The sequence below is a fragment of the Pyrinomonas methylaliphatogenes genome, from assembly GCF_000820845.2.
GTDB lineage: Bacteria > Acidobacteriota > Blastocatellia > Pyrinomonadales > Pyrinomonadaceae > Pyrinomonas > Pyrinomonas methylaliphatogenes.
Genome location: NZ_CBXV010000001.1, coordinates 145,539 through 165,277 on the forward strand (window position 1 = coordinate 145,539; position 19,739 = coordinate 165,277).

Annotated in this window: 15 protein-coding genes; 3 read left to right on the top strand and 12 right to left on the bottom strand. The window is 60.1% G+C overall.

What is annotated here, in order from left to right; genetic code table 11:
• Positions 1-62: 62 nt before the first annotated feature.
• The 3 genes from PYK22_RS00580 to PYK22_RS00590 all read left to right on the top strand — a co-directional run bounded on the left by PYK22_RS00580 (position 63) and on the right by PYK22_RS00590 (position 6,903).
• The gene (locus tag PYK22_RS00580) at positions 63-3,482 is read left to right on the top strand and encodes a TonB-dependent receptor (protein WP_041973128.1); all 3,420 of its coding nucleotides are present in this window, start codon (positions 63-65) and stop codon (positions 3,480-3,482) included.
• Between the two features lie 65 nt (positions 3,483-3,547).
• The gene (locus tag PYK22_RS00585) at positions 3,548-4,726 is read left to right on the top strand and encodes a tetratricopeptide repeat protein (RefSeq protein ID WP_041973131.1); all 1,179 of its coding nucleotides are present in this window, start codon (positions 3,548-3,550) and stop codon (positions 4,724-4,726) included.
• On the top strand, positions 4,723-6,903 hold the full coding sequence (locus PYK22_RS00590) for a glucoamylase family protein (RefSeq protein ID WP_060635174.1): 2,181 nt from the start codon (positions 4,723-4,725) through the stop codon (positions 6,901-6,903). Before PYK22_RS00585 ends, PYK22_RS00590 begins: the two co-directional genes overlap by 4 nt.
• A 19-nt stretch (positions 6,904-6,922) precedes the next feature.
• Here PYK22_RS00590 and PYK22_RS00595 read toward each other — a convergent pair whose 3' ends face one another.
• From PYK22_RS00595 to PYK22_RS00650, 12 genes are all read right to left on the bottom strand, one after another.
• Entirely contained in the window at positions 6,923-7,471 is a 549-nt protein-coding gene (locus PYK22_RS00595) for a DedA family protein (RefSeq protein ID WP_060635175.1), read from the bottom strand.
• Between the two features lie 73 nt (positions 7,472-7,544).
• Entirely contained in the window at positions 7,545-8,852 is a 1,308-nt protein-coding gene (locus PYK22_RS00600; protein ID WP_041973132.1) for a DegT/DnrJ/EryC1/StrS family aminotransferase, read from the bottom strand.
• The gene (locus tag PYK22_RS00605) at positions 8,849-10,285 is read right to left on the bottom strand and encodes a B12-binding domain-containing radical SAM protein (RefSeq protein ID WP_041973135.1); all 1,437 of its coding nucleotides are present in this window, start codon (positions 10,283-10,285) and stop codon (positions 8,849-8,851) included. The genes PYK22_RS00600 and PYK22_RS00605 overlap by 4 nt, the downstream gene beginning before the upstream one ends.
• Positions 10,286-10,300: 15 nt before the next feature.
• Positions 10,301-11,680: a phenylacetate--CoA ligase family protein gene (locus tag PYK22_RS00610; RefSeq protein ID WP_157770586.1), complete on the bottom strand. Its 1,380-nt coding sequence runs from the start codon at positions 11,678-11,680 to the stop codon at positions 10,301-10,303.
• Positions 11,681-11,685: 5 nt separating this feature from the next.
• Positions 11,686-13,116 (bottom strand): aspartate aminotransferase family protein, encoded by a 1,431-nt coding sequence (locus PYK22_RS00615; protein WP_041973140.1) that lies wholly within the window; start codon positions 13,114-13,116, stop codon positions 11,686-11,688.
• Positions 13,113-13,823, bottom strand: coding sequence for an MtnX-like HAD-IB family phosphatase (locus tag PYK22_RS00620; RefSeq protein ID WP_060635176.1), 711 nt, complete (start codon positions 13,821-13,823; stop codon positions 13,113-13,115). Before PYK22_RS00620 ends, PYK22_RS00615 begins: the two co-directional genes overlap by 4 nt.
• Before the next feature lie 33 nt (positions 13,824-13,856).
• On the bottom strand, positions 13,857-14,573 hold the full coding sequence (locus PYK22_RS00625) for a polysaccharide deacetylase family protein (RefSeq protein ID WP_060635177.1): 717 nt from the start codon (positions 14,571-14,573) through the stop codon (positions 13,857-13,859).
• Positions 14,563-15,762 carry an MGDG synthase family glycosyltransferase gene (locus PYK22_RS00630; protein ID WP_041973143.1) on the bottom strand — a complete coding sequence of 400 codons (1,200 nt, stop codon included), beginning with the start codon at positions 15,760-15,762 and terminating at the stop codon, positions 14,563-14,565. The genes PYK22_RS00625 and PYK22_RS00630 overlap by 11 nt, the downstream gene beginning before the upstream one ends.
• Positions 15,759-16,997, bottom strand: a complete 1,239-nt coding sequence (locus PYK22_RS00635) for an MGDG synthase family glycosyltransferase (RefSeq protein WP_041973146.1) — start codon at positions 16,995-16,997, stop codon at positions 15,759-15,761. Before PYK22_RS00635 ends, PYK22_RS00630 begins: the two co-directional genes overlap by 4 nt.
• Before the next feature lie 7 nt (positions 16,998-17,004).
• Entirely contained in the window at positions 17,005-17,751 is a 747-nt protein-coding gene (locus tag PYK22_RS00640; protein ID WP_041973149.1) for an ABC transporter permease, read from the bottom strand.
• A complete protein-coding gene (locus PYK22_RS00645) occupies positions 17,751-18,707 on the bottom strand; it encodes an ABC transporter ATP-binding protein (protein ID WP_060635178.1) in 957 nt (318 codons plus the stop codon). The genes PYK22_RS00640 and PYK22_RS00645 overlap by 1 nt, the downstream gene beginning before the upstream one ends.
• A gap of 9 nt (positions 18,708-18,716) precedes the next feature.
• Positions 18,717-19,736 carry a radical SAM protein gene (locus PYK22_RS00650; RefSeq protein ID WP_041973151.1) on the bottom strand — a complete coding sequence of 340 codons (1,020 nt, stop codon included), beginning with the start codon at positions 19,734-19,736 and terminating at the stop codon, positions 18,717-18,719.
• Between the last annotated feature and the right edge of the window lie 3 nt (positions 19,737-19,739).

Genomic DNA, 19,739 nt, shown 5'->3' on the forward strand with positions numbered 1-19,739 from the left:
TTTTAGAAATATTTCCGACTCAATCTATAAACGAGCAGTTACGCCCGAGAAGGAGTGACCCTATGCGACGGAAGTGTGTGCGTCTACTATTGCTTTTCTCTTTCGCTTTTTGGTTCGGCGGAGCCGCCTATAGTCAATTTAGGACGGCCATTCAAGGCATCGTCACGGACGTAAACGGCGCCGTCGTTCCGAACGCTACGGTAACGCTATTGAACAAAGAGACCGGGAGGGCGCAGCAGACGATCACCAATGAGACCGGATTCTATCGCATCTCGGGGCTTGCGCCCGGTTCGTACACGATCAGCGCCGAGGCTGCTGGTTTCAAAAAGCAGGTCATCGAAAACCTTGTGATCGGCGCCGAAGAGCTTCGCGGGGTTAATCTCACTCTTGAACCGGGGCAGGTGACCGAGACGGTTACTGTGAGCGCCGAATCTAACCTCTTGCATACGGAAGGCGGCGAGGTCGCTGGCACGATCACGACGACCGAGATTCTGCGGTTGCCGCAGATCGGGCGGGATCCGTATGAGCTCGTGCGATTGGCGCCGGGCGTCTTCGGTCTTGGCGCGCGCACGGGGACGGGCGCCGCGGTCAACCTGCCGAACACGGTAGGTCCTGGCGGCTCAAACGATCAGATCTTCGCCACCGAGAATCGCCCGCCGATCACCGCCAATGGCCAGCGAGTCGAAGCCAACAACATCCAGATCGATGGCGTGACCGCGATGAGTCAGGCGTGGGGCGGAGCTGCCGTCGTCACTCCCAATCAAGAGTCGGTCAAAGAGGTTCGCGTCCTAGCGAACAACTATTCGGCGGAGTACGGGCGCAACACTGGCGCGCAGGTGCTCGTCGTCTCGCAGACGGGGACGAACGATCTTCATGGAAGCTTCTTCTTCAAGCGGAACACGCCGGGGATGAATGCCAAGCAGGATTTCACACGCGCTGGAACCGCGATCCGCGAGGATCCACAGCGCGTCGAGCAGTTTTTGAGCCAATGGGGCGGTAGCGTCGGCGGCCCCATCTACCTGCCGCGTTTTGGCGAAGGCGGACCGGCCTACTGGAGCGGCAAGAACAAGCTTTTCTTCTTCATCTCCTACGAACGGGTCGGAAGATCAAGCAGCCGTCTGGCTGGCGAGTGGATCGAGACGCCAAATTATGTCGAGGCCGTCAAAAGGTTGCGCCCGAATAGCGTCGCAGCCAAAATCCTCAACTTCCCGGGCATGACGCCGCCGCGCGTCGCGAGCATCGATTCTTCGCGCAATTGCGCTTCCGCCGGTTTCATCGAGGGGGTGAACTGCCGAACGGTTGCGGGCGGCCTCGATATTGGCTCGATCAATCAGGCGGCGCGACCGGGCGTTCCACAGCCGGACACGGGCGGCGGCCTTGACGGCGTCCCTGACATTCAGTTCGCGCAACTTTTCATTCCCGACAAGACGACGGCGCAGCAATTTAACGCGCGCATCGATTTTCAGGTGACCAAGGATGATCTGGTCGCTTTCAGCATGTACTGGGTGCCGAACACGCGCAACTTCAACGATCCGTGGAACAAGGGGCGCCCGGCGCTCGATTTCACTTCCGCGCGGCGCAACATGGTCGGCACGCTCCTGTGGACGCGGACGCTATCGCCGACGATGATCAACGAGGCGCGGTTCAACGTCACGCGCTGGTATTTCGACGAGGTGAAATCGAACCCGAACATCGGGTGGGGCATCCCGCGCGCCAACGTCTGCTTCAATCCGGGCTGCATCGGTTTCGGCACCGGCATCGGTCCTGGGGTCTTCTATCAGACGACCTACAACGCGCGCGATACGCTCAGCAAAGTCGTCGGCGCACACGCGCTCAAGTTCGGCGTCGATCTGATCGCCGAACAGAACAACGATCATGCGCCGTGGGCCGGACGTCCGACCTTCGATTTCGGGAACTTGTGGAGTTTCGCCAATGACGCGCCGAATGATGAGTCAGCGTTCTTCGATCCGAAGACGGGCGGATTCACGGATCTGGCCGCTTACGCGCGCAGCAAGTATTACGCGCTCTTCGTGCAGGATGATTGGAAACCGCGTCCCAATCTGACGCTCAACCTTGGTCTGCGTTGGGAGTATTTCACGCCGCTGCGCAGCGCTAACGATCACATCTCGAACCTCATCCTCGGGCCGAACGGCAGTCTGCTCGGCGCGCGCCTCAAGGTCGGCGGCGACCTGTTCCGCCCTGATCGCAACAACTTCGGTCCGCAGCTCGGTTTCGCGTGGAATCCGGCGGCTTTCGAGCGAAAGATGGTCCTGCGCGGCGGGTTCGGCATCGGGTACAACCGTCTTCCCGGGTCGCGACTGCTCGAATCGCGCTTCAATCCGCCGTTCTTCGCCGGTTTCTTCTTCGATCAGGCGAGCGGAAACATCTTCTACGCGACGGCGAGCGATCTCAATTCGTTCAACTATCCGGCCAACCGCGCCGCCACTTTGACCTTCGACCCGAACACGGGCATCCCGTTGAGCGGCCCGCCGGTCAACGTCAACGCGACGCTTCAAGACGTGCCGAATCCATATGCCTATCGTTACTCCTTGACGTGGGAGTATGAGCTTGGTGCAAACTGGCTCGCTTCGGTCGCTTATCAAGGAAGTGCGGCGCACAAGCTCCCGCGCTTGGTGCCATACCACAAGTTTGTGACGCCCAATCCGCGCATCGGCAGCGTCAACTTGATGCTGACGGATGTCAATAGCAATTTCAACGCGCTTCTTGTCGGCGCGACGCACCGCTTCGCACGCGGCTTCCTGTTCAACGCCGAGTATCGTTGGAGCAAGAGTCTCGATACTTGCTCCAACGATCACGATTGTCGTCAAACCTATCCGTTCGATCAGCGGACTGAGTATGGCCCCTCGGACTTTGACGTCCGCCATGCGCTCAAAGCCTATGGCGTGTGGGAGCTTCCGCTGCTGCGCGGGAGAAGCGATTGGCTCGGTAAGCTCGTCGGAGGTTGGGAAGTGAGTGGCATCCTAACGGCTAGCTCCGGCTTCCCGTGGACGCCCGTTGTCGGCGGCGGACAGTGCAACGCGCAAGTGGCCGGCGGCAATGTCTGTCCGTTGCGTCCCGTCGCGCAGGTAAGACCGCCAGCGACGACCGACACGGGCAACGACACTTTCCTCGGCGCTGGACCATTTCCGGGCGGCGGATTGCTTTACTTCGTGCCGCCTCCAGCGGGAACGTTCGCCGTCCCGCCGCGTCCCGGAGTTGGGCGCAATAGCTTGCGCGGTCCGCGTTACTTCAGCGTTGACATGACGCTTCTTAAGCGTTTCGGTCTTCCCGCGATGCCGGTCCTTGGCGAGAAGAGCGGAATAGAGTTGCGCGCCAACTTCTACAATCTCTTCAATACGGTGAATCTTGCGCCCTTCCAAGCCAACGACGACAACACGCAGATTCAACATCCAGACTTCGGTCGCGCGTTGCACGTGTTGGCTGGGCGGGTCGTCGAGATTCAAGCGCGCTTCAGCTTTTGAGTTATGATGCTTCTCGCAGCGTGAGATCTGTAAAGCGCCGAAATCGTGATCCTTCACCGAGGGGCGTGAGACTGCTCTTGTTGAACCGGCGGTTTAAATATGCTGCGCCATTTGCGGCCACTCTGCTCGTTTGTGCGACAGCGTGGGCGCAAGCGAACAGAGCGTCTTTCACACAACTCGTCGCGCAAGCCGAACAAGCGCGACAGGCTGATCGCGTCGAAGAAGCGCTTGCGCTCTACCGCCGAGCTTTGACCATGCGGCCCAATTGGACGGAAGGGTGGTGGTATCTCGGTACGCTCCTTTACGACCGCGACGCTTTCGCCGAGGCGGCAGAAGCTTTCAGAAGGGCGGCTGCTCTCGATCCGAAGGTCGGAACGATGTGGGTCATGCTTGGGCTGTGTGAGTTCAAACTCGGTCGTCACGCGGACGCGCTCGCACACATACAGCGGGGCAGGCGACTGGGCACGAGCGCCGATCCGCAGTTTCGGCGGGTCATGCTCTACCACGAGGGGCTGCTGCTAATTGGCAAAGGCGCATTCGAGCAGGCCCGGCGGACACTCAGTCTTTTGAGCCGCGAGGGCGTGGAGAGTGAAGAGTTGCTCACGGCGCTCGGACTTGCAGCGCTCAACCGACGTTTCGCCGATTTGCTGGCGGGCGGTCAACGGATGCAGCGATTGGTCCAGCGCGTCGGTCGAGCGGAACATCTCGCGGCGCAGAAGCGCGTCGCTGAAGCTTTGCGCGAATACGAGGGGTTGCTCGCCGAATTTCCTAAGGAGCGCAACGTCAACTACGCTTTCGGGCGCTTCCTTCTTGATGTGCGGGACAACGAGCGGGCTGCGCTCGCCTTCGCGCGCGAGATCGAGAACCATCCGGACAACGTGGCGGCGCGCTTGAATTTCGCTGCGCTCAAAGCGCGCACCGATCCGCATCTTGCGCTCCGACATGCCGAGGAAGCGGTCAGACTGGACGCGCGTCTGCCGCTGGGCCACTATCTGCTCGGTACGCTCCTTCTTCAAACCGATCAGATCGCGCGCGCTATCGCGGAACTCGAGATCGCGCGACGCGCTCTTCCGCGCGAACCGCAGATCTATTTCGCGCTGGCGCGGGCCTACGCGCGCGCCAATCGGCCCCAAGATGCAGAACGGGCGCGCGCCATCTTCCGCCGTCTGACGGAGGAGAGGCAACGGTCGGAGGTCGATGAGACGGAGATCCCTTATACGATCAGCCAGAAGGATCCTCGATGATGGAGCTATTGAAGAGACTTGCACGCCTAATCTTCATCTTTCTGTTTTCGATCAACCCGACTTTCGCGCAACTCGATTATGATCGTCACGTCGCTTTCGATAACAGCTTGACTGATGGCAACTACTACTACAGCGAGGGGAGCGTCGTCGCCCCGAGCGAGTTGGAGTTAGTCAGCGGCAAGATCCCGATCGACACGACGCGGTATGTGACGCCTCCGAATAGTTTGCGCTTGAAGTGGCGATCGCGTAGCGGCGGCGATTGGCAGGTTGCGCTCAGGCTCGAAAAATTCTACCGGAGGGTCGATTTCTCGGGGAGCGAACTCTCCTTTTGGTGTTATTCGGAGACGGAGCTTCGCGCCGATCAGTCGCCGCTCATCTATCTGAGCGACGCGAGCGGGGAGGGGACGCCGGCGATCAGACTCCTCGGTTCTTTGGAGAAACTCCCCGCCCGACAATGGGTGCGAATCCGATTGCCGTTTTCCTCCTTCGCCGGACTCTACCGTTCGACGCGCGAAGTCAACTTCGATCCACGCCGTCTGGCGCGCATAGCGATCATGCAAGGGCTCGATGATGATGAGCCGCACACTCTTTATATCGATGACGTGATGATAGGCGACGCCGTGAGCGATGCAAACGCGCCGGCGACTCCCGTCGGATTGAGCGCGAAGGGGTATGAACGGCATGTCGATCTCGTCTGGCAACCGAATCGAGAGCGAGATCTGCTCTTCTACAAGATCTATCGCTCTTTCGACGGCAAAACCTACGAGCCGATCGGCATTCAAAAAGGGCGCTTGACGCGCTACGTCGATTTCGTCGGCGCGAGCGGCAAGGCCGTCTGGTACAAGATCAGCGCCGTGGATGCGAACTATAACGAGTCGCCATTGTCCGCCGCAGTTCAGAGCTCGACGCGCGCGATGACGGATGACGAATTGCTCACGATGGTCCAGGAAGCGTGTTTCCGCTATTACTGGGAAGGGGCGCATCCTGTGGCGGGAATGGCGCTCGATCTCATCCCAGGAGATGAGAACTTGATCGCTCTGGGGGCTTCGGGATTCGGGATCATGGCGCTCGTCGTCGGTGTGGAAAGAGGCTTCATCACGCGCGAGCAAGGCGTCGAGAGGATGTTGAAGATCGTCCGGTTTCTCGCCCATGCGGATCGCTTCCATGGCGCTTGGCCGCACTTTCTGGATGGCAGGACGGGGCGCGTCATCCCGTATTTCGGCAAGTATGATGATGGTGGCGATCTGGTCGAAACGGCCTTCCTCATCCAAGGGCTGCTGGTCGCACGTCAGTATTTCGATCGCGAGACGGACGCGGAACGGGAGATCAGGCAGACGATCACGAAACTGTGGGAGTCTGTCGAGTGGGATTGGTATCGCAAAGACCCGCAGAGCGATTTCCTCTACTGGCACTGGTCACCCGATCACGGCTTCTACATCGGTCATCCGTTGGTCGGCTGGAACGAAACGATGATCGTCTATCTGCTCGCCATCGCGTCGCCGACGCATCCGGTGCCAGCGAGCATGTACTATACGGGCTGGGCCGGGCAATCGGATCTCGCCGTCGAATATCGACGCGGATGGAGTCGCACGACGCATGGCGACCATTATGTGAACGGGCATACTTACTACGGGATCAAGCTAGATGTCGGTCCGCCGAGCGAGCTGTTCTTCACGCACTACTCCTTCTTGGGATTCGATCCGCGGAACAAACGGGACCGGTACACGAACTACTTCAAGAACAATCGCCACATGGCCTTGATCCATCACGCATACAGCATCGCCAATCCGATGAAGCACCCCGGTTACGGTGATGCGGCTTGGGGGCGCACTGCCGGGATCAATGCCGGAGCGGGACGCCCCATCCCGGCGGGCGACAACGGGACGATCACTTGTACGGCGGCGCTCGCCTCGTTCCCATATACGCCCGAAGAATCGATGAAGGCGCTCAAACATTTCTATCGCGATTTGGGGAGCAAGCTCTGGGGCATATATGGTTTCCGCGACGGCTTCAACTTGCGCGAGAACTGGTTCGAAGATGTTTACATGGGGCTCAATCAAGCGCCGATCGTGGTCATGATCGAAAATTACCGGTCGGGTCTGATCTGGCGATTGTTCATGTCGAATCCGGAGATCGAACCGGCGCTCAAAGCGATCGGGTTCGAGAAGGATAACTGATGATCGTGATGGTGAAAGCTCAACGCAGAAGATGGGCTCCCATTTGATAGGTCAGGCCGACCCAGGCGCTCGCCCAGATGAAGGCGCTGATCAGATTGAGCGTGCTGTATTTGAGCGGATTCATCCCGGCGGTCGCACAGACGAGCGGGATGGTGATGCGCAAACCGGCGGCAAAGCGCGATAGGAGGACGGCCCATGTTCCGTGGCGCTGAACGAAGGCCCGCACGCGCGGCAACCATCGCCTCAAACGCGCTGAACGAGAGATGAGACGCGCCGCCCGCTCGTGGGCGATGTAAAAGTAGATTTGATCGCCCGCCGCGCCGCCTATCGCCGCGGCGATGATGGTCCAGCGCCAGTCCAAATAACCCGCACCGCAGAGCGTCCCGGCGACGATGAGCAACCCTTCGCCTTCCCAGAACGCGGCGAGCGCGATGGCCAAATAACCGTACTTCGCAAATAGGCGAAGCGTCGATGCCTCATCGAACGCGAAGAGTAGCGCGCAATGATTCAGATGCGAAGCGAATTGCATCGCAAAGAGCGAACGGCGAATCGGTGCGATTTCGATCACGCTTCAATGGAAATCCGTTCAAAATCTTTCGCGAGGCCCAAGCACTCGCTTCTTAGTCGGTCATTCGTTTCGCTCAGCTTCCGGCGAAAGTGGCGGCTCCCGTCCGCAGTTCGGATCTTTCGGTTTCGCCAATAGGTGGAAGATCAGTTGTGACTTCGCGCATGATGCGCAAGATCCGTTCCACGTCCGATGCGCGCAAACGCGCGTAAACGGGCAATTGCAGCGCGCGCGTCGTCTTACGCGCTCCGGGACAGTCAGCGGAAAATTCGGCAAACAGCGGCAATTCCGAACATAGATCGACGTGCGTTGTCTCGCAATCTATGCCGCGGCGGATCATTCGCCGCGCTGTCAGTTTCGGGTCCGAGACGTAGATCGAGTATTGATAATAGACATGCTCTGCGCCGTTTATGACCTTAGGCGTCCGTATGGCGTGATGACCAGCCAATCCTGAAGTGTATCGTTCGGCGTGCGCGCGCGTGCGCGCGTTGAACTCCTCCAATCGATCCAGCGCGCGCAGTCCCAAGATCGCCTGAGCGTTCGCGTAGCGCCGCCGATAAGACGCCGGGAAAGGCGTGAGCGGGCGGATCTTCTCCCACACGTATTTCGATAGATCATAGTGACCAAACAACGAAACTAAAGCTTGCAACGGAAATCCCCACCAGATGAACCCGCGCGGGCTGATGGCGCAACGCGCAAGGTAACCGATGATGAAGCGTTGCGCCAGCTCCATCGGCGTCTGCAGCGGTTCGCTTTCAGCCTGTGCGCGGATGCGTGCGGCAAGCTCCGGATCGCGCGTTATGGCCATGCCGCCGCCATAGGTGTTGATCCCTTTGAGCATCTGAAAGCTGAAGAAAGCCGCGGTGCCGAAGGTGCCGACCAGACGTCCGCGGTAGCGCGCGCCGACAGCTTGCGCGCAATCTTCGATGACGACGAGCCCGTACTTCTCCGCTAGGCGCAGGATCGGCTCCATTTCGCACGGTTGGCCGTAAAGGTGGGTCGGAATGATGGCGCGCGTTCGTTCCGTGATCGCCGCTTCGATCTTTTCAGGCGCGAGATTGAATGTCAGCGGATCGACATCGACGAAGACAGGGCGCAATCCGGCGCGCCGCGCGATTTCCGGGATGACCCAGAAGGTGAGCGCCGGGATGATGATTTCGCTATCCGGCGGGAACTCCAATGCCCGCAGGATGTAATAGCACGCCATGCGCCCGTAGGAAGTCGCTATGGCGTGCTCGACCTGATGATAAGCGGCGAAGCGCCTTTCGAACTCCGCGATCGCTGGACCGGTGACGGCTTCGCCGCGGCGAAAGGCGGCGATGATTTCGCGTTCATCTCCGGGGATCGAACGGATGCCGTAACGCGCGATAGCTCTAAGCCTCATGCCGTCATCCTCCCTGATTGGTTGGCGTTAATCAACTCGTCGCCTATCCCAGCTTCGAGCATCCAATCGCGATCGAAGTGATCATACGCGCGCCAGGCTAAATCGTCCAAAAACTGAACTGGCTGCGAACGCGCGATGCCGTGCAGGCCGAAGAGATTGAAGAGTTGCGATGGTCGCCCGAAGAAACGCGAATAGGCCATGCCAAGCAACAATCGGGCGCGCCGCGGCGTCAGGTTCGGATGGTTGAAGGTGAGAGTGTAGCCGTCGAACTTTTCCCAATCCCGCTCGAAGATGAGCGGTTTGAGCTGTTTGTAGAGCGGCGTGCCGGGATAGGGGGTGAGTACTTTGAAATTGGCGTGAGTCGTGTCGAGATCGCACGCGAAACGGATCGTATCGCGGATGCTCTCTTCGGTGTCTTGCAAGAAGCCGAAGACATAGAACGCCGTCGTCTTGATCCCGAGCTTCCAACAGAGCGCGATCATCCGGCGCATGTGTTCCGGCGGGATATAGCGGCGCCCGACGCGCTTCAAGATGCGTGGATCCGGAGATTCGACGCCGAAGGCGATGCCGCGCAGCCCAGCCGCGTGGAGCGCGCGGATTAACTCTTCATCGAGATCATCCATGCGCGTTTCGCATTCGAAGGAACATTTGAGCCGGCGTTGCCGGATGAGTTCGGCAATCTGTAGGCAGCGTTCGCGGTCCAAGGTGAAGATCGGATCGCGAAGGACGAAATGTAACCGTCCGAAGCGCGCGCGGAGTTCTTCCATCTCTGCGACGACAGAGGCCGCCGAACGAGCCCGAAAGCCTGCTGTGATACGGTGCGGGCAATAGGTGCAATGCTCCGGGCAACTGCGACTGGTCAGCATCGGAACGGCATGCGTCAGCCCGATGCGCCGACGATTGGTATAGCCGAAACGCTTGATGCCAACCAGATCCCATCGCGGGAAGGGTAAAGAGTCGAGGTCGTTAATCGCCGGACTTTGGACCAGCCCGCTTAACTCTTCGCCGCGCGCCAGGCGCTCTGCCGCCGCTTCCGGTTCGCCGCTGATGATAAAATCGGCGACGTCGGCGAAGAGCTCCGGTAAGAAGGTGGCCGGAGTCCCGAAGAAGCCGACGCGCATGCCGCGCGCGCGCGCCGCTTGTGCCCACTCGCGTTCGCGTTTGTAGTCGACGAGCGAAGTGAGCACGAGGGCGATGTCCGCTTCCGCAAATTCGCCGCGCGTGAAGATGACGCGATGACCGTGTTGCGCGAAGATCGCCGCTAGATACCCGACATGAATGCTCGGGAGGTTTTGGAAGACGCGCCGCACGCGCTCGATGAAGCGCGTGTAGAAAGAGTCGGCATAAAACCGCGATCCATAACCGCCGGCGATCGTGTCTTTGTTGACGAAGCCATTCTTCGATTCGAGATCAGCGATGATGATTGTGGCCATATGATCATTCCTCTCTCAGATCGCCATGGGATAAAAGAGCGTTTGATCCGTGCTCCGCTCTCCGACGACTGTCGGTCGGCGGTCCAAAATCAGTTTGAGCTTCCTTCCGCGACGTAACTCGCCGCGCGCTGCTGGGCGCACGCGCAGCTTGTAGAGGCGCATCTCGTAGTTCTTCCAAAAATCCGGGAACCGTTCGCGCAGTCGCGCGAGGATGAGGCGCTCTAAATCCGGTGTCGCCAGTTCTGTCTCGACGCGCAGTTCGATCACATCGCATTGGCCGTCGTGCTCGACTGCGGCTTGCCATTCGGCGGTCGCTAAAGGCGTATCGCGCAACAGTTCGGCGAACACCCACGGCCCGACGTTGCCCATGCCGCAAACGACCATCTCATCGCTTCGGGCGCGGATCTTCGCGATCCTTCGGGTGGGCCACCCGCACGCGCAGGGCTCTTCGATCAGGCGCGTGATGTCGCCTGCGCGATAGCGAATCAGCGGCATGACGCGGCGCGTGAGCGTCGTGTAGACGAGTTCGCCGTAACCATCGGCATCCGCATCGGCGATCTCGAAGAAGAAATCGAGGTCGTTACGGTGATAACCGGCTTGAGCTTGACATTCGATACCAAGCGCGCCGAAGGCTTCCGTCTGGCCGTAGTTCAGATAGAGCGGCGCGCGCCATACGCGCTCGATCCGCCGCCTCGCGCTCTCGACGATGTTCTCGCCCCCGGCGAAAAGGAATTTTATGGGCCATGTGCCGCGCTCTTCGGCCACATCGGTCAGACGGGAGAGCCACGACGGCTCACCGAAGATGACGGTCGGGCGGTATGAGCGAATCCGTTCGTAAAATTCGAGCGGTTCGATCTTGCCCGCTTCGATGTGGAAACATCCGATGTGTTTCAGCGTCGCGCGGAGGATGGCGGGCGAAACCCAGAACGAGCAGTCGAAAGCGCTCGCCACGCGATCCGCGCGTTCTAGGCCGAGCAGGCGAAGGCAGATGGCCGCCAGACGCCCCGCTCGGTCCATCTCTTCGTCGGAAAAGAAGGCGCGCTTAGGGATCGCTGAGGTCGTCCCCGTAGTCTCAAAAGCCGTCTCGGGCCTGCCGGTCAAGAAGGCTTCGGCCCCGTAGTGACGCAAGTCTTCGCCAGTCGTGTAGAAGTCACCGAGCTGCTGCGGATGTTCGATCCTCTCGATGTCGATCCGATGGCGGCTGAACTGCTCGCGATAGAAGGGGGAGTGTTCAGCGACGAAACGCAGCGTCTGGCGAAAGCGCGCGCGTTGGATCGCGCCGAGAAGTGACGGCGGGAGATGGCTGAGCGCGCCCACCGCTAAGCGCGGATGCGCGGCGCGCAGGGCGAGCGCTTCCAAATTGTCGGCAATAGTTAGAAACGAAAGTGCCCTCATCTCTATCAAGTGCGATCTGGAGCGCAGCGGCGGATCAGTTGGTCCAGCAAATCGATCGCTAGGTCGATCTCCTCATACGTGATGTCGAAGCAAGGCGCGAGCGTGAAGACGTTCTTGTAGTAACCGCCGATGTCAAGGACCAAACCCATTTTGCGACCGCGCCCATCGAGGTCGCCGCGCAAACCTTCGGCGAAGATGCGGTCGGTCAGTTCGCGGTCTGGCGTATATCCATCTTCGGCGCAGATCTCGATTCGCAACGCCATCCCCATCCCGTCAACGTCGCCGATCACTTTGGGATAGCGGCGCTGAAGCTCGCGCAAGCGATCGAGGAAATATCCTCCTTTGCGGCGCGTGATCTCTTCGTAGTCTTTCTCTTCGAGCATCGAGATCGTCTCTAAGCCGATGGCGGTGCCGAGCGGATTCGACGAGAACGTCGAATGCGTCGAGCCGGGCGGAAACTTCGCCGGCGAGATCAACTCCTCGCGCGCCCAGATGCCGGATAGCGGGTTCAGACCGTTGGTCAGCGCTTTGCCGAAGACGATGATGTCCGGCGCGACATCGAAATTCTCGATGGCCCAGAATTTCCCCGCGCGATAGAAGCCCATCTGGATCTCGTCGTCGACGAGCAAGATCTTGTGTTCATCGAGGATTCGTTTGAGCGCGCGGAAATAACCGGGCGGCGGGACGATATATCCGCCGGTCCCTTGGATCGGTTCGATGTAAAAGGCGGCGAACTCACATTCGCCCGCCTTCGCATCCCAGAAAGAGTGATACTCGGTCTCAAACAGACGGGCGAACTGTTCGACGCAGTAAAGGCCGCAATCGTCGCGCCGTTTGCCGTAAGGGCAGCGGAAACAATATGGGAAGGGAACGAAATGGGCGCGGTCGGAGAAGTGCCCATAGCGTCGGCGATAGCGATAGCTCGACGTGATCGCCGAGGCGCCGAGCGTTCGTCCATGGTAGCTGCCCATGAAGGCGAAGACCAAAGATTTGCCGGTCTCGTTGCGCACGATCTTGAGCGAATCTTCGATCGCTTGTGCGCCGCCGACGTTGAAATGCACGCGCCCTTTGAGGCCGAACTTCGATTCATTCAGGCGGGCGATGGCCGCGGCGAGCAAGACCTTCTCGGCGTGGAGATATTGGCAGGCGAGTTGCGGCAATCTCTCCAACTGTCTTTTGAGCGCAGCCTGCAATCGCTCGTTGGCGTAGCCGAAACTCGCCGCCGAATACCACATCTGCAGATCGAGATACGGTCGCCCGTCATCATCGTAGAGATAACTTCCTTCGCATCGCGCGAAGAATTTCGGAGTTTCGAGATAGTGGACCGTATCGCCCCACGAGCAATATTCGCGCTCCAATTCGCGCAGTTCATCTTCGCTCGCGCGGCGTTGAATTTGGACCAGCCGTGTTCTTGCTTCGTAACCTTCAGCCTTCATGATGCCTCCATTCCGACCAGAATCTCTTCGTCGGCTCGCCCGTTTAGCGCATCGCCGCGCGCGGCGAGATGAGCGGCGACCTCGGCGAGCCGGGCATAAGGGAAGAACGCGATACCGCGCGTGGCGCAGAAGTCGGCCAGTCTGCCTTTCGCGAAGACTTCGTCGGCGTGCTGTGCTGCGTAACGATCGGAAAGGCCATCGCCGACAAAGATGGCGCGCGCGCTGGCGCGTGCGAGAAGTCGCATCACCATCGGTTTGCAAGTCGCGCAACCGTGAGGGCAGGAGTGATGAGCGAAGGGGAATTCGATGCGCCAGCGATCCCCTTCCGGTTCGAGATGACTGGCGCAAATGCGGACGCCGCGAAGAAGCGGCGTAAGTTCAGCCGAACGCGCGAGGATGCGGCGGATGCAATAATCGAATCCTTCGCTGACTATGTGAACCTGAATGGAATTACAGGCGCAAACTTCCAGCAGGCCGCCGAATCCATCGTCGATTTCGATGCTATCGAGCAGATCGTCCAATTCCCGACGCGAGGCGCGAACCAATCGCATCTGGGCGTGAAGGCAATCGCGTGATCCCATGCGTCCAGCCTCCCAGTCGGCCTCGATCGCGCGCCATTGCGGCTCGGCGAAGGCTTCGAGGATCAAATCCGTTACGTCGCACTGCGTGATCGTCCCATCGAAGTCGAGAAAGAGAACGTTTTTCATATCTCAACCCTTTCACCCATTGACTGGACCGGTTCATCCAGCGAGCAGTTCATCGAGCGAAACGAAGCTCAATCCGCGAGAGCGCGCGCCTTCGATGATGATGGGGAGCGCCGCCACGGTCGCGCGCCGATCGCTTTTCCCGGAACTGTCGCCATCGTGCAGCAGGATGATCGCGCCGGGCTCGAGGCGATGAAGGACTGCGCGCGCGATCTCCGCAGCATCCCTCTTCTTCCAATCGAAACCGGTGACGGTCCACTGAATGGTCTCCAAACCCAATTCACGCGCGGCGCGAAAGTAGGCCGGCGTGCGCACGCCGCAAGGCGGGCGGGCGACCTTCGGTAAGATGCCCGTCGCTGCGAAGATCGCTCTTTGCGCGCGTTCGAGTTCCCATCGCGTGCGATGCGCGCGGCAGTAGAGATAGATCGGATGCGAGTAGGAATGATTGCCGATCTCATGCCCGCGCGCCGCAACTTCGCGCGCTAGATCGGGACGGCGTTCGACCTCGCGACCGATCATGAAGAAGGCAGCGCGTACATCGTGCCTCGCTAGAACATCGAGGACTTCCGGCGTTTGGTCGGATGGACCGTCATCGAAGGTGAGAGCCACTGCGTTGGTCTCCGCTCTGCCGCGCCAGCGAGTGCGCCCGAGCAGCTGCGAACGGACCGCGTAGGTCGCATAATAGACAGCTCCCCACGCGCCACTGGCGGCGCATATGAACGCGAGAGGGATCGTTGGCAAGTTAAGCGTCATGTCGGAACATCGCTCCAATCCGTCTCTTCGTTATCGCCTCGATGATCCAAGCCGCGATCCGATCGGCGGCGCCTTCGCGCTTGTGTGCGCGACACGCGCGTCGCATGCGTTCAAGGCGCATTGGATCGGCGAGAAGGCGCGCCGCGATCGTCGCCGCTTCGCGTGCGGTCTTAGCCGCGCAGCCGACTCCCCAAAGTTCGAGCAAAGAGTGTTGCGCGCGTTCGGCTCCGGGCGGCGGAAGCGGAGCGACGATCGGTAGTTCGGCGACCAACGCTTCGTCGAAGAAATTCCCCAATTTGCTCACCGCCAGATCGGCTGCGCGCATGAGCAAGGGCATCTCATCGGTCCAGCCGAGAACGCGCACGCGCGCCTTCGCTTTCGCGGCGAGCTTTTCGCATTTTTCCTTCAAGCGTGCGCACCGTCCGGCAAGGACGATGAGTTGAGCGCGCGGGACATGCCGAATGGCCTGGTCCAGCATCTCAGCCAGATTCAACCCCTCGCCTCCGCCGGCGATGAGAAGCAGAGGGAGTTCTGGCGTGAGCTCGAACCTCTGACACACGGCTTTTCGCGCCTCCGCGCGCGCGGGCATCGATTTGAACTCCGGCGCCAGTGGCAACCCCCAAGCGACTACGGAAGAGGCCGGCGCGCCGTTGGCGATGTAAGCTTCGCGTAGGCTTTCGGTCATCACCCCATAGAGATCGACCTCAGGTTGAACCCACGCGCGGTCGGCGTCGTAGCAAGTGTTGACGGCGACGATCGGACAATCGAGCGCCAGATCGCGCTTGATGAGCGCGGCGATCTCGCAGCATCCTACTTCAGTTGCGACCATCGCCTGCGGTCGAACGCTTCGCGCAAGCTCGAATAGCTGGCGGCAGTTCAAGCGGTAGTACCATGCCGGACTGGTCCTCGGGCGCTGCTTTTGGTAGCGATCTATGCGATCCCAGAGCGTCGGGGCATAGCGCAATAGCCATAGATACGCCGTAACGTGTGTGAAGCGCGCGATCGCGCTCATGTAGCTCGAGATCTCGATGATCCGTAAGTTCAAATCCCCATGCGCTCGGAGCGCCGAGGCGATTGAAGAAGCCGTGCGCATGTGGCCCGCCCCGTTGGCGATGGCGAGCAGCCAGATTGGGCCATGCCCCATCGCTACGTTCTCTTCAAAACTCGATTTGTATGCGATCTGCCTCATGCCCTTTGCGCGATCGGTTCAACCGTTTGGTACGTTTGCGAGTTTCGATAAAAGCCATCCTCGGATCGCCCATCAGCGCTCATGCGCGGATCCTCACCGTGAAGCGCCAGACGGGCGATTCGCTGCGCGGCATCGGATGCGGCGAAGCGCGCAAGTTGCACCTTCATCTCTTGTCGGCGCGCGTCGTCACGGAGCAGAGCGAGCGCATATTCGGCTGCCTGTTTCGGATCGCGCGCTAGGAGAGCCGCGCCGCCTTCGACGAGCCTCATCGCGTTCTTCTCTTCTGGTCCGGGGATCGGATCGTAGAGCACCAGCGGCAGTGCGCAATTGGCCGCTTCCGTCAACGTGAGCCCGCCCGGTTTGCTGATCAGCACGTCAGCGGCTTTCATGAAAGACGGGACATCGTCGGTCCAACCGATACGGTGTAGCGTGACTGGAGGTGTAGCTTGTAAACGCGCGAGCGCGCGGCGCGCGCGCTCATCGCGCCCGGCGATGGCGATCAACTGTAGCGGCTCGCCGCAAGAGCAGAGATGCGCCGCGACTTGATCCATCCGCGTCGGTCCCATCCCGCCGCCCATCAATAAGACCACCGGGCGGCCATCATCGAGACGGTGGTGGGCAAGTGCCTTCTTCTCGCTTCCAGTTTCCGTGATGCTTGGGATGCCGGTTACGCTGATCGCATCTTTTCTGACGCCCCATGCGCAGAGTTGTTCGGCTGTATGGCTGTCTGCGACGGCGTAGTGCGAGACTTCGTCTTGAACCCAAACGGGCTCTGTCTCGTAATCGGTGATGACGGCGAGGATGCGCGCTTCCGTTTGCCCGCGCCGTCGCGCGAGCGCCGCTATTTCGCAAGCCGCGACTTCGACGGCGATGATCACGTCGGGCGCGAAGCTTTCGATGGTGCGGAAAACGTGGGCACATCCCCATTCGAAGAGGAGAGCGGGCGCCGTCTTCTTGTGCATGTGGTGGCGGCGTGCGGTGAAAAGCCGCGCCCATAATTTAGGCGCGTGGCGAATCATCGCCCAATATGGCCAGACATAGAAGAGATGGAAAAAGAAGCGACATCCATCGAGCGCGTCGAGGAGAAGAACGCGCTCCGGCGAAAGGATGGTGCGGAGTTGCTGAGCGATCGCTTGTGCGGCACGCACGTGCCCGTAACCGAACGAAAGCGTCAGCACGAGCGCGCGCTCCTTCTTCGGTTCGTAAGCGACTTCGTTCAAGGCGATTTCTCCCATCTCCCCTTCAATCCTCGGTCCAACGCAGACTGCGCACGCCGAGCGCGAGCGCAATGCCGGTCATCGCGAAAAGCGCCAGAAAATCGGCCATCGGCGCTTCATCCCCTCTCAGCGCGCATAAGATGGCGCGTTCAACACAGGCCGTGGGTAACCACTCCGCAATCGGACGCATCAGGCGCGGCAGAACCTCGGCGCGGTAGTAGACGGGCGCGAGGAAGACCAGACCGGCGCCGAGCGCGTCGGTCAACAGCGAGCCTTCGCTGAAACTGCGCGCGCGCGTCGCCACCACGACGCTCAAGCCGCATAGACACAGTGCTCCCAAGCCGATCGCTACGATGAAAGGCAACGGGCTCAGCTTGAGGTCGATCCCGAAGAAGCGGGCGACGATGAGCAACGCGCTCGTGCCGAGCGCCGTTTGCGCGAGCGCGAAGGTGAGGATGCCGAAGAGATATGAAGAGGGCGCTAGTGGCGATGTGGCGAAAAGTTTCAAGCGTCCGGTGAATCGGTTTTCGAGCAGCAGATAGCCGAGCCAGCTGATCGATGTGAGCGAAATCGAGAAAGTTATCGAACCGGCGAGGAAGCGTGTCTGCTGTTCGCTCTGTCCGGTCGTGTTTCCGATAGCTTGCGCGAACAGATAGATCGCCGTCGGAAAGATGAGCGCAGCGAGGATGAACGGCCCAGCTTCGACGCGCAGTCTGGCCAGATGGATGCGAAAGACGCACTCGACCTCGTTCAATCTTCTTCGCAGGCCCATCATCGCCTCTCGACGTAGCTCTCCCCATCGGCTGAGATAAAAGGCTTACCTGTGATCTGAAAGTAGATGTCTTCGAGCGACGCGCGCGCGATCTGATATTCGTTGAGGCGCAAGCGCGTGACATGCGCCTGCGCGTCTGACAACGTCGCAAAATGTCGAATGCAGGATCGCTGCGCATCGCGCGGATCGCGATAGCTGACGCGGTAGCTTCGTGTGACCCGTTCGGATAGATCAGCGAGCGTGCCGAAGGCGGCGAGCCTTCCCTCGCAGATGATCGCGATGCGATCGCTCAAATGTTCGGCCTCTTCCATGTAGTGCGTCGAAAGGATGACCGTTGCCCCTTCGGCTTGCGCCTCTTTGATGGCTCGCCAGACGACGCGGCGTGAATCCGGATCCAGTCCGGTCGTCGGCTCATCGAGAAGCAAGAGCGGCGGTTTGCCGATGAAGGCCAACCCGATGAGCAAGCGTCTCTTCTGTCCGCCGGAGAGCGTCCCGACGCGCTTCGTCATCTCTCGTTCGAGATCGAGCTTCCGGGCGAGTTCGAGCGCGGTTCGTTGCGCCTCACCTGTGCCTTGCCCTTTCAATCGCGCGAAGAGCGTGAGATGTTCGGCGACCCGCAGCGCGTCAAACAAACCGGCCTCTTGCGGCACGATGCCCATTAAACTTTTCACCGCTTGTGGCGAGGAGATCGCGTCGAGGCCAAAGACCTCGATCGTGCCGGAGGTCGGGCGCAATTCGGTCGATAGCTGTCGCAAAAGCGTCGTTTTACCTGCCCCGTTGGGGCCCAGGATGGAGAGGATTTCGCCGCATCGAACATCGAAGCGGATTCGGTCGTTGGCGACGGTGCCATCCTTGAAACGTTTGGTCAGCTCGCGGATGCGGACGGCGAGTGCCGCTCCGTCATCAGTGCGCCTTCTCGCCCGCTCTTCCGTCATCATTTCGATCATCGTCGCCATCTCTGCACCTCAGTTCCAACGAAGGAAATCGAGCGCGTTGCGCAGCGCCGTCAACGGGCTGTTGCGATACGAGGAGACTTCGTAAGGGCAACCGATTTTGCATCCGCGACAGAAGTCCCACATGCGCGGCGATTGGCGAATGATTTCGCGCACCTCGGGCGAAGCGTAGATCTCGCGCAAACTCATCTCCGGCGCGCCGCGATGCAGGTTGACGAAAGCGCATGGGAACTGGACCGATCCATCAGGGCGGATGTTGATCAGATGCGAAGCGGATCGGCACGGGAACTTTTCAGAAAACCCGCCCTCACGATAGAAACGGTAGTAGTCCTTGTAGAAGCGTATGCACTTGTACTGTCGCCTGAGCTCCATCAAACGCGCGGCGACATAATCCAGCGCTTCGCGCTCGAGTTCGACGTTCTCCGTGCGCCACGTCGTGCGCACGACGTTGTGAACGGCTTCGGTATGCAAGATAAGCCCTCGCTCCTCGCAGAACCGGGCCAGAGCCGGTAGATCGTCGAGGTTGTCGAGATCGACGGCGGCGTTGATCTGGATCGTATTGTGTTCGTACTTGCCGAGCAGATAGTCGAGTCCGTCGAGGATCGTCGGCAACCCGTCGAGTCCGCGACGGCGAGCGAACTTTTCGCGGTCGAGCGTGTCGATCGAAATTTCGAGTAGATCGAGTTTGGCGCAAGCCTCGGCGTACTTCTTGAGCGCAAGGCCGTTGGTCGGCATCGAAGTGTAGAAGCCTTTGCGCGCGGCATATTCGATGTAGTCGGGCATGTTGGGATTGAGCAGCGGTTCGCCGCCCGAAAAGCTCCACGCGAAGACGCCGATCTCCGCGGCCTCATCCATCCGTTTGAAGATCCGTTCGCGCACGGCGCGTTGTTCCGGCAACTGGTTCTGCCAGATGGCGCAGTAGACGCATTTCATGTTGCAATGAAGCGTCGTCTCGAACATGACCATGAACGGGCGGTTGAAGCCGTGGCACAACTGTTTGAGCGCGTTTTTCAAGATCAATCGCTTCTTCATCTT

Bases quoted from the DNA above. Each gene is read 5' to 3' on its own strand.
- PYK22_RS00605 (WP_041973135.1), bottom strand. From the start codon at position 10,285: ATGGCCACAATCATCATCGCTGATCTCGAATCGAAGAATGGCTTCGTC.
- PYK22_RS00635 (WP_041973146.1), bottom strand. From the start codon at position 16,997: ATGGGAGAAATCGCCTTGAACGAAGTCGCTTACGAACCGAAGAAGGAG.
- PYK22_RS00625 (WP_060635177.1), bottom strand. From the start codon at position 14,573: ATGACGCTTAACTTGCCAACGATCCCTCTCGCGTTCATATGCGCCGCC.
- PYK22_RS00620 (WP_060635176.1), bottom strand. From the start codon at position 13,823: ATGAAAAACGTTCTCTTTCTCGACTTCGATGGGACGATCACGCAGTGC.
- PYK22_RS00590 (WP_060635174.1), top strand. From the start codon at position 4,723: ATGATGGAGCTATTGAAGAGACTTGCACGCCTAATCTTCATCTTTCTG.
- PYK22_RS00645 (WP_060635178.1), bottom strand. From the start codon at position 18,707: ATGGCGACGATGATCGAAATGATGACGGAAGAGCGGGCGAGAAGGCGC.
- PYK22_RS00630 (WP_041973143.1), bottom strand. From the start codon at position 15,762: ATGAGGCAGATCGCATACAAATCGAGTTTTGAAGAGAACGTAGCGATG.
- PYK22_RS00650 (WP_041973151.1), bottom strand. From the start codon at position 19,736: ATGAAGAAGCGATTGATCTTGAAAAACGCGCTCAAACAGTTGTGCCAC.
- PYK22_RS00600 (WP_041973132.1), bottom strand. From the start codon at position 8,852: ATGAGGCTTAGAGCTATCGCGCGTTACGGCATCCGTTCGATCCCCGGA.
- PYK22_RS00640 (WP_041973149.1), bottom strand. From the start codon at position 17,751: ATGGGCCTGCGAAGAAGATTGAACGAGGTCGAGTGCGTCTTTCGCATC.
- PYK22_RS00615 (WP_041973140.1), bottom strand. From the start codon at position 13,116: ATGAAGGCTGAAGGTTACGAAGCAAGAACACGGCTGGTCCAAATTCAA.
- PYK22_RS00610 (WP_157770586.1), bottom strand. From the start codon at position 11,680: ATGAGGGCACTTTCGTTTCTAACTATTGCCGACAATTTGGAAGCGCTC.
- PYK22_RS00580 (WP_041973128.1), top strand. From the start codon at position 63: ATGCGACGGAAGTGTGTGCGTCTACTATTGCTTTTCTCTTTCGCTTTT.